A 9,951-nucleotide genomic window follows, 5' to 3' on the forward strand; every position below is an offset into this window, starting at 1 on the left:
TTCTGGCCGACATGACCCGAGCAGGCCAATCCGTTTTCGGCCAGTAAGTCCGGTTACCTACGGTCGATTTCGGAATGGTGTGGCGTTTTGTCCGTTTGTGTCGGTGGTTCCGCTCAGTCCTGCCCGTATCGCGGATCCACCGACTCCGGGGCCAGCCCCATCAGTTCGGCGACCTGCTCCACGACGACCTCGTGCACGAGCAGCGCGCGCTCGTCGCGCCCTTTGGTGCGGATCTCGATCGGGCGGCGGTAGACGACGATCCGGTCCGGCGCGTCGCCGCGCGCCGCGACATACCGGCCGAGGGGCACGACGTCGCCGTTCAAGGAGTCGAGCGCGTCCAACGCCCCGAGCGCCAGGGCGCCCTCGTCCGGGTCGGGTTCGGCTCCGGGTACGTCGCGAACGGCGAACTCGACCTTGGAAAGCTGGGGCCAGCGCCGTTCCAGCCGTTCCACCGAGTCGTGCACGAGGTCGACGAAGGCGTCGCCGCGGCTGACCGACAGGGGCACTTGGGGCGGTGCGATCGGCCCGCGCATGCCGCGTCCGTGGCGGTCGCGGCGGCGCGGCCGCGGTTCGCGGTTGCGGGGTGGATCGGAGCTGTCCATCACGTATGAGAGTAGCCCTCACTAGGCCGCGGTCCGACGGTCGACGCCCAGCGCGCGGCATGTCGCCGGATGAGCGTTTCAGTCACGCCTGCGATCAATTACAGCCACCTCCAGGACCGGTGAACTCGTACCGGATGACACGAATTGAGCCGGACTGTGACAGGAATCATTACTTTCAGAATCTCAGGCCCATCGGCCCCTCGCAGGTCAGAGAGGCGGTTCCGGCCATGCCCACAGCGGACTTACCGGGACGACACGGAGGGGTGAGCGCGGGCGGATTCTTCGCGGCCCGCTCAAGAGTGCGGTACCGTCCAACGTCGTGAGCCCTGTACGTCGCTGTTCGCGCACCGCGTGCGGTCGCCCCGCCGTCGCGACGCTGACGTACGTCTATGCGGATTCGACCGCTGTTCTCGGACCGCTCGCCACCTACGCCGAGCCCCACTGCTACGACCTGTGCGCCGAGCACTCCGAGCGGCTGACCGCGCCGCGCGGCTGGGACGTCGTGCGCCTCGCCGTCGACACCGGCCCCGCCCGCCACAGCAGCGACGACCTCGAAGCGCTCGCCAACGCGGTGCGCGAGGCCGCGCGCCCGCAGGAGCGCCCGGCCCGCGGACCGGGCGGCCAGGGCGCCGGGCCCGTCGGCCCCAACGGCCGGGAAGCCGACCCCATGGAGGTCGCCCGCCGCGGCCACCTCAGGGTCCTGCGCTCGCCCGACTCCTGACATGCCCCGCCCGGCCCCCTCGCCGGGACCGTCGGCCGCGCCACCGCTCGTATGCCCCGTACGCCCCTTGCGGCGCCCCGCCGGACACCACCGTGACCGGCCGTACGGCGATGGGCCGGATCGAGGACGCCGCCAGGTAGGTTTGTCACCCCGAACCGGACTCCAGGAGGGGTTGGCTGTGGCTGATCTGTCGCAGATCGTGAAGGCGTACGACGTGCGCGGCGTGGTGCCCGACCAGTGGGACGAGACGCTCGCCGAGTTCTTCGGCGCCGCCTTCGCCCAGGTGACCGGCGCGACCGCGATCGTCGTGGGCCACGACATGCGGCCGTCCTCCCCGGGGCTCTCCCACGCGTTCGGGCGCGGGGCGGCGGCATGCGGCGTGGACGTCACCGAGATCGGACTGTGCTCCACGGACGAGCTGTACTTCGCCAGCGGACAACTCTCCCTCCCCGGTGCCATGTTCACCGCCTCGCACAACCCCGCCCAGTACAACGGCATCAAGATGTGCCGGGCCGGCGCGACCCCCGTCGGCCAGGACACCGGCCTCGCCGAGATCCGCTCCCTCGTGGAGGGCCGGCTGGACGGCGGCCCCGGCCCCGAGGCGACCGGCACCCCTGGCGAGATCACCCAGCGCGACGTCCTCGGCGACTATGCCGCCCATCTGCGCGGCCTCGTCGGCCTCAGCGGCATCCGGCCCCTGAAGGTCGTCGTCGACGCGGGCAACGGCATGGGCGGGCACACGGTCCCGACCGTCTTCGAGGGGCTGCCCCTGGACCTCGTCCCGATGTACTTCGAGCTCGACGGCACGTTCCCGAACCACGAGGCCAACCCGCTCGACCCGAAGAACATCATCGACCTCCAGGCCCGGGTCCGCGCGGAGGGCGCCGATATCGGCCTGGCCTTCGACGGCGACGCCGACCGCTGCTTCGTCGTGGACGAGAACGGCGACCCCGTGGCCCCGTCGGCGATCACCGCCCTCGTCGCGGCCCGCGAGCTCGCCAAGCACCCGGGCGGCACCGTCATCCACAACCTGATCACCTCCTGGTCGGTGCCCGAGGTCGTCAAGGAGCACGGCGGCAAGCCCGTACGCACCCGCGTGGGGCACTCCTTCATCAAGGGGGAGATGGCCCGCACCGGCGCGATCTTCGGCGGCGAGCACTCCGCGCACTACTACTTCCGCGACTTCTGGAACGCCGACACCGGCATGCTCGCCGCGATGCACGTCCTGGCGGCGCTCGGCGAGCAGAGCGGGCCGCTGTCCTCGCTCGTCGCCCAGTACGACCGCTACGCCGCCTCCGGCGAGATCAACAGCACCGTCATCGACCAGACCGACCGGATGGCCGCGGTCAAGGCGGCGTACGAGGGCCGTGAGGACACCGCCCTCGACGAACTCGACGGCCTGACCGCGACCGCCGCCGACTGGTGGTTCAACCTGCGCCCCTCCAACACCGAGCCGCTGCTGCGCCTCAACGTGGAGGCGCGCGACGCGGCGACGGTGGAGCGCGTACGGGACGAGGTCCTCGGCATCGTGCGCGCGTAGTCCGCGGACCGCCGTACGGGCGCGGCAGGCCGCGGCGGGGTCGTGACGGATCGCCGTACGGGCGGGAGACAGATCGTCGCGCGGCCGTGACGGAACGTCGTACGGGCGTGAGAAGGACCGTCGTACGGGCACAACCCGCGGGCCGCGCGGCTTCCGGCGACGTGATCCGCGGGTGCCTGGCCCGCGGGACCGGCTGCCCGGTGCGCGGCTTCCGTGCCCATCCGCCCAGCGCGCGGTCTCCACGATCGTCCGCTCGGCCAGCGGCCTCTGGGACTGCCCGCCCGGCCCGCGACATCCGCGACCGTCCACGCGCCGAGCGGACCTGACCCGCCCCCGCCCCGCGAAGGCGGCCTGTCACCGCCCGGCGGTAGGCTGGCCGCGACGCGTCTGCCCGCCCCGAAGGGAACCCCCATGCAGCTCGAAGCCGGTCTCCTGGAGATCCTCGCCTGCCCGGCGTGCCACGCGCCCCTCCGCGAGGAGACCACCGAGGACGGCGCCCCCGAGCTGGTGTGCGGCAGCGCGGACTGCGCCCTCGCCTACCCCGTACGCGACGGCATCCCCGTCCTTCTCGTCGACGAGGCCCGCCGACCGGCCTGAACCCGGCAGGCGAACCCGCCGACAGGGCCGGGCGGCCCTCGCCGGAACCGGGCAACCGGTTCAAAAACGGTCACAGACAGCACACGGCAGCACACGGCGGCGGCACCTGGCGGCACCGCCACGACGGCACCACAGGCAGGCGCACCGCCGCGGCGATCGGAGGCCGAAGCCCCATGCTCGACGAGTCGTTCCTCGATGATCCGGCCGCGCTGGCCCGAGCCGACGCCCGCGGACTGCTCCGCTCCACCGCCGAGTCCGGCGCCCGCGTCCGTACCGCCGCCCGCGACGCCGCGGAGGCGGGCATCGCGGACCTCAAGCCCGACGGCCGCCCCCGCGCCGTGCTCGTCGCGGGCCCCGGCCCCGTCGCCGCCTGCACCGCCGACCTCTTCGAGGGCCTCGGCGGCGGCAGCTGCCCCGTCTCCCTCATCCGGCCGACCGGCGTCGCGTCCGCCGCCGGCGCCCTGATCTGGACGCTGCCCGGCTGGACCGGCCCGCTCGACCTGCTCCTCGTCGCTACTCCGGACGGCGCCGAGCCCGGCCTCGCCCTCCTCCTGGAGCAGGCGTACCGCCGCGGCTGCTCGGTCGTCTGCGTCGCCCCCGCCGGCTCCCCGGTCACGGAGGCCACCGCTCAGGTCCGCGGCCTCACGGTCCCGCTCGCCAAGTCGCTGTACGAGCCCACGAGCCCGTACGAGCCCACGAGCCCGCACGGCCAGGGCGACCCCGACGGCCCCGGCAGCCCCCTCGGCCGCCATGCCGCGGACCGTGACGACGAGACCCCCGCCGCACCCGGCGCCCTCTGGTCCCTGCTGACCCCGCTGATCGCGCTGGCCGACCGCATCGGCCTGCTGACCGCGCCCCCGCCCGCCCTCCAGGCGCTCGCCGACCGGCTGGACCAGGTCGCCGAGCGCTGCGGGCCCGCCATCGCCACGTACAGCAACCCGGCCAAGACCCTCGCCACCGAGCTCGCCGACACCCTCCCGCTGATCTGGACCGAAGGCCCCGTCGCGGGCGCCGCCGGCCGCCACTTCGCCACCGCGCTCGCCGCCCTCTCGGGCCGCCCCGCGCTCGCCGCCGAGTTGCCCGAGGCGCTGACCGGCCACGCCGCCCTGCTGACGGGCGCGTTCGCGGCCGGTGCCGACGCCGACGATTTCTTCCGCGACCGCGTCGAAGAACCGCAGGCGCTGCACGCCCGCGTCGTCCTGCTCCGCGAACGCGAGCCCGCTGGCACCTCCCCGACCCCCACGGCCCGCGACCTCGCGCTCCACCACGACGTCCCCGTGAGCGAGCTCGAACCGTCCGAGGGCACCCCGCTGGAAGCCGCTGCCGAACTGCTCGCCATCACGGACTTCGCCGCCGTCTACCTGGCGCTCGCCTCCGTACCGCGACCATGACCCGGCCGCCGCACCCGGCCCGTACGCGCCCGCACACTCCGCACAGTCAGGAACCGCTCCGCATGGACCGCCTCGCCAACACCGTGCGCCCCTACGCCTGGGGCTCCACCACCGCCATCCCGGAACTGCTCGGCACCGCCCCCACCGGCGAGCCGCAGGCCGAGGTGTGGATGGGCGCACACCCCGGCGCGCCCTCCCGCGTCGACCGGGGCAGCGGCCCCGAGGCGCTCAGCGACGTGATCGCCGCCGACCCCGAGGGCGAGCTCGGCCGGGCGGCCGTCGAGCGCTTCGGCCCCCGCCTGCCGTTCCTCCTCAAGATCCTCGCCGCCGGTTCCCCGCTCTCCCTCCAGGTCCACCCCGACCTCGCCCAGGCCAAGGAGGGGTTCGCGGACGAAGAGGCGCGCGGCGTCCCCATAGACGCCCCGCACCGCAACTACAAGGACGCCAACCACAAGCCCGAACTCCTCTGCGCGCTGACGCCCTTCGACGGGCTCTGCGGCTTCCGGCACCCGGCCGAGGCCGCCGACCTGCTCGCCGGCCTCGGCGTCGACTCGCTCAAGCCGTACGTCGACATCCTGCGCGCCGCCCCGGAGTCCGCCGCGCTGCGCGAGGTGCTCACCGCCGTCCTGACCGCCGACCGCGCCGCCATGGCCGAGACCGTTTCGCAGGCCGCCACCGCCGCCGAGGAACTCGGCGCGCAGGACGGCCCGTACCAGGACTCGTACGCCGCCTACGCCGCCATCGCCCGGCAGTACCCCGGCGACCCCGGCGTCATCGCCGCCATGCTCCTGAACTACGTGCGGCTCCAGCCCGGCGAGGCGCTCCACCTCGCCGCGGGCGTCCCGCACGCCTACCTCGACGGCCTCGGCGTCGAGATCATGGCCAACTCCGACAACGTGCTGCGCTGCGGCCTCACCCCCAAACACGTCGACGTGCCCGAACTCCTGCGCATCGTCCGCTTCGAGGCCACCGCCCCCGGCGTCCTCCGCCCCGAGGCCGACTCCGGCGGCGAGGAGGTCTACGAGACCCCCACCGCCGAATTCCGCCTCTCCCGCTACGACCTGGGCCCGGCCGCCGAACCCAGCCGCCCGGCCGCCCGTACGCCCCAGATCCTGCTCTGCACCGCCGGTACGGCCGTACTGCGCGACGCGGCGGGCGGCGAGCTGGCCCTCGCCCGCGGCGAATCGGCGTACGTCCCGGCCGGCGAACAGGTCGAACTCTCCGGTGACGGCACCGTCTTCCGGGCCGCCGTGGCGGCCTGACGGACCGACCGCTCCCGGTGCTGCAACAATGACCCGCCGTAAAGGACAAGCAAAAGCTGCGGGCATCAGCTGTGGCATCAGGGGCCGAAGGGACAACCGGCACACATGAGTGCAACAGGCGGAAACAAGGCGATCGTCGCCGCGCTGGGCGCAAACCTGTCGATCGCCGTGGCGAAGTTCGTCGCGTTCGCGTTCAGCGGGTCCTCGTCGATGCTCGCCGAGGGCGTGCACTCGGTCGCCGACTCCGGCAACCAGGCGCTGCTGCTCCTCGGCGGGAAGAAGGCGCAGAAGAAGGCGAGCGAGGAGCACCCCTTCGGCTACGGCCGCGAGCGGTACATCTACGGCTTCCTCGTCTCCATCGTCCTGTTCACCATTGGCGGCGTCTTCGCGCTCTACGAGGGCTACGAGAAGATCAAGGAGCCGCACGCCGTCGAGCACTGGTACTGGCCGGTCGGCGTGCTGATCTTCGCGATCATCGCCGAGGGCTTCTCCTTCCGCACCGCCGTCAAGGAGTCGAACGAACTGCGGGGCCGGCAGAGCTGGGTCGAGTTCATCCGCCGCGCCAAGGCCCCCGAACTGCCCGTCGTGCTGCTGGAGGACTTCGGCGCGCTCATCGGCCTCGTCCTCGCGCTCGCCGGCGTCGGCCTGGCCCTCGCCACCGGAAACGGCGTCTGGGACGGCGTCGGCACCCTGTGCATCGGCATCCTGCTCGTCGCCATCGCCCTGATCCTGGCCGCCGAGACCAAGTCGCTGCTGCTCGGCGAGGCCGCCGGACCCGACGCGGTCGCCAAGATCCGCGCGGCGGCCGTCGACGGCGACACGGTCACCCGCGTCATCCACATGCGCACCCTCCACCTCGGCCCGGAGGAACTGCTCGTCGCCGCGAAGATCGCCGTCCAGCACGACGACAGCGCCGCCGAGGTCGCGGACGCGATCAACGCCGCCGAGGCCCGTATCCGAGAAGCCGTCCCGATCGCCCGGGTCATCTACCTCGAACCGGATATCTACCGCGCCCAGGCCGACGCCACGGGCACGCGGCCCGAAAACTGACCGCCCGGCCCGCCGGCCGACGGCCCGGCCGCTCCAGCCCGCGTTGACCACGGGGGGTGGGGTTCGCTGGGCCGATCGGTGTAGCTTGGACCGAGAGCCAGACGTCGCTGCTGATGGCGGTCGGGCGGCCCGCTCCGCGGACCGGCCGAGGGAGAGAGGGCCTCCGACGGACTGAGCTGCGCGGCAAGGGGAGAAGTCTGTCCCCGTCTGCCCTGCAGCCCTGCCGCACCGAGACCTCGCACGCCCTTCCCAGGAGGAGCAGCCCGTATGACCACGACCTCCACCAGCCAGGACTTCAAGGTCGCCGACCTGTCGCTGGCCGCCTTCGGCCGCAAGGAGATCACCCTCGCCGAGCACGAGATGCCCGGTCTGATGGCGATCCGCAAGGAGTACGCCGCGGCCCAGCCGCTGGCCGGCGCCCGCGTGACCGGCTCCCTGCACATGACCGTGCAGACCGCCGTCCTCATCGAGACCCTGGTGGCCCTCGGCGCCGAGGTGCGCTGGGCCTCCTGCAACATCTTCTCCACCCAGGACCACGCCGCGGCCGCCATCGCGGTCGGCCCGAACGGCACCCCGGAGAACCCGCAGGGCGTCCCCGTCTTCGCCTGGAAGGGCGAGTCGCTCGAAGAGTACTGGTGGTGCACCGAGCAGGCGCTGACCTGGCCGAACGCCGCCACCGGCGGCCCGACCGCGATCCTGGACGACGGAGGCGACGCCACCCTCCTCGTCCACAAGGGCGTCGAGTTCGAGAAGGCCGGCGAGGTCCCCGACCCGTCGACCGCCGACAACGACGAGTACGCCCAGATCCTCACCACGCTGACCCGCACCATCGGTGAGAACCCGCAGAAGTGGACCCAGCTGGCGTCCGAGATCCGCGGCGTCACCGAGGAGACCACCACCGGCGTCCACCGCCTCTACGAGATGCACCACGCGGGCTCGCTGCTCTTCCCGGCGATCAATGTGAACGACGCCGTCACCAAGTCGAAGTTCGACAACAAGTACGGCTGCCGCCACTCCCTGATCGACGGCATCAACCGCGCCACCGACGTCCTGATCGGCGGCAAGACCGCTGTCGTCTGCGGCTACGGCGACGTCGGCAAGGGCTGCTCCGAGTCGCTGCGCGGCCAGGGCGCCCGAGTGATCATCACGGAGATCGACCCGATCTGCGCGCTCCAGGCGGCCATGGACGGCTACCAGGTCGCCAGGCTCGAAGACGTCGTCGGCATCGCCGACATCTTCGTGACGACGACCGGCAACAAGGACATCATCATGGCCGCCGACATGGCCAAGATGAAGCACCAGGCGATCGTCGCGAACATCGGCCACTTCGACAACGAGATCGACATGGCCGGCCTCGCGAAGACCCCCGGCATCGTCAAGGACGAGGTCAAGCCGCAGGTCCACACCTGGACGTACCCCGACGGCAAGGTCCTCATCGTGCTGTCCGAGGGCCGCCTGGTGAACCTGGGCAACGCGACCGGCCACCCGTCGTTCGTCATGTCCAACTCGTTCGCCGACCAGACCCTGGCGCAGATCGAGATCCACACCAAGCCGGAGTCGTACCCGACCGACGTCTACGTGCTGCCCAAGCACCTCGACGAGAAGGTCGCCCGCCTCCACCTGGACGCCCTCGGCGTCAAGCTGACGACGCTCCGCCCGGAGCAGGCCGCGTACATCAACGTCCCGGTCGAGGGCCCGTACAAGTCCGACCACTACCGCTACTGATCCCACCGCACCAGCAGCCGGTACCAGGCCCCCGCCCCCAGGGCGGGGGCCTGTCCCATGCCCGTCAAGGACCCCACCATGCCCCGCGGCCGCTACGCGCTCCACGCCCCGCACGATCACACCCCCCTCGGCGAAGAACACTTCCACTGCGCCCCCGGCCCCTCCGGCTGGCGCTACGTCGCACAGAACACCGCCCCCTCCGGCGACCACGCCGGCTCCATCGACCTCACCCTCGACGAACTCGGGCGCCCCCTGCGCCTGGAACTGCACGCCGCGAGCTGGCAGGTCCGCGGCGCCGCCCTGGAAGGCGTCACCTGGGTCCGCACCGACCCGACCGGCGAGCACGCCACGGAGGGCAACGTCCCCGCCCACGCCTTCACCGGCGCCTCCCCGGCCTTCTACGTCGCGCTCTCCCGCCTCCTTCGCCTGGCCCCCGGCGCCCCCGCCACCCGCGTACGCCTCGTCGCCTTCACCGCCCCCGTCCTCGCGCCCCGTACCCTCGACCAGTCCTGGGCCCTGGTGAACAGATCAGCACACGCCACTGACAACGGACCGCTGAGTGTGGACGAGTACCAGGTCGGCGACCTCGAAACCGGCGAGCAGCACGCCGTCCACCTCGCCGGCGACGTCGTCCTCGCGGCCCCCGGCATCGAACTCGAAGACCTGGAGAGCCCGCCGTCGTCGTTCGCCTGACGACCGATGTGCGCCGCCCCACGTCGGCCTGCTAGTCTCCTCTTCGCCCCAGAAAACCCGTTGACACGGGTGGACCGGGGAGGTAGATTCGAACGGTTGCCGCGAACTGGACAGGTTCGAGCGCAGCGGTTAGTGTCTGACTCGCTTCGGTCGTGAATTCAATTCCGACGAAGCACCTTCGAATCCTTATCAGGAAAGACGAAGCCGATTAGCTCGGCCGAAACGAATCTGATAAAGTCGAAACCGCCGAAAGGCAAACCCCCTCCAACGGGGACCGGAGAAAGAATTCCGACCGGAAACGGAACGGAAAACGGATCTGGTAGGGTTGGAAACGCGAAGAAGCCGAAAGGCCGAAACGCACCGGCGAAAA

10 protein-coding genes are annotated in these 9,951 nt (G+C 71.9%); 8 read left to right on the plus strand and 2 right to left on the minus strand.

The window, feature by feature from the left end; translation table 11 throughout:
- Positions 1-113: 113 nt before the first annotated feature.
- Positions 114-602, minus strand: a complete 489-nt coding sequence (locus AB0I22_RS31960; protein WP_363134464.1) for a metallopeptidase family protein — start codon at positions 600-602, stop codon at positions 114-116.
- A 277-nt stretch (positions 603-879) separates the two neighbouring features.
- Between AB0I22_RS31960 and AB0I22_RS31965 the strand changes: the two genes are divergently transcribed.
- The 8 genes from AB0I22_RS31965 (at position 880) to AB0I22_RS32000 (ending at position 9,581) form a co-directional block, all read left to right on the plus strand.
- Positions 880-1,323: a DUF3499 domain-containing protein gene (locus AB0I22_RS31965; protein ID WP_363134478.1), complete on the plus strand. Its 444-nt coding sequence runs from the start codon at positions 880-882 to the stop codon at positions 1,321-1,323.
- A gap of 178 nt (positions 1,324-1,501) precedes the next feature.
- Positions 1,502-2,863, plus strand: coding sequence for a phosphomannomutase/phosphoglucomutase (locus tag AB0I22_RS31970; RefSeq protein ID WP_363134465.1), 1,362 nt, complete (start codon positions 1,502-1,504; stop codon positions 2,861-2,863).
- A 411-nt stretch (positions 2,864-3,274) separates the two neighbouring features.
- The gene (locus tag AB0I22_RS31975; protein WP_363134466.1) at positions 3,275-3,460 is read left to right on the plus strand and encodes a Trm112 family protein; all 186 of its coding nucleotides are present in this window, start codon (positions 3,275-3,277) and stop codon (positions 3,458-3,460) included.
- Between the two features lie 173 nt (positions 3,461-3,633).
- Positions 3,634-4,851: an SIS domain-containing protein gene (locus AB0I22_RS31980; protein WP_363134467.1), complete on the plus strand. Its 1,218-nt coding sequence runs from the start codon at positions 3,634-3,636 to the stop codon at positions 4,849-4,851.
- 62 nt (positions 4,852-4,913) lie between these two features.
- Positions 4,914-6,113 carry a mannose-6-phosphate isomerase, class I gene (gene manA, locus AB0I22_RS31985; protein WP_363134468.1) on the plus strand — a complete coding sequence of 400 codons (1,200 nt, stop codon included), beginning with the start codon at positions 4,914-4,916 and terminating at the stop codon, positions 6,111-6,113.
- A 105-nt stretch (positions 6,114-6,218) separates the two neighbouring features.
- Positions 6,219-7,163 carry a cation diffusion facilitator family transporter gene (locus tag AB0I22_RS31990; protein ID WP_363134470.1) on the plus strand — a complete coding sequence of 315 codons (945 nt, stop codon included), beginning with the start codon at positions 6,219-6,221 and terminating at the stop codon, positions 7,161-7,163.
- 267 nt (positions 7,164-7,430) lie between these two features.
- On the plus strand, positions 7,431-8,888 hold the full coding sequence (gene ahcY, locus AB0I22_RS31995; protein WP_363134471.1) for an adenosylhomocysteinase: 1,458 nt from the start codon (positions 7,431-7,433) through the stop codon (positions 8,886-8,888).
- Between the two features lie 78 nt (positions 8,889-8,966).
- The gene (locus tag AB0I22_RS32000) at positions 8,967-9,581 is read left to right on the plus strand and encodes a hypothetical protein (RefSeq protein ID WP_363134480.1); all 615 of its coding nucleotides are present in this window, start codon (positions 8,967-8,969) and stop codon (positions 9,579-9,581) included.
- Between the two features lie 158 nt (positions 9,582-9,739).
- Here the strand turns inward: AB0I22_RS32000 and AB0I22_RS32005 are convergent.
- On the minus strand, positions 9,740-9,951 hold a 212-nt coding region (locus AB0I22_RS32005), incomplete at its 5' end, for a hypothetical protein (protein WP_363134472.1).

It is taken from the genome of Streptomyces sp. NPDC050610 (assembly GCF_040654875.1).
Classification (GTDB): Bacteria; Actinomycetota; Actinomycetes; order Streptomycetales; family Streptomycetaceae; genus Streptomyces.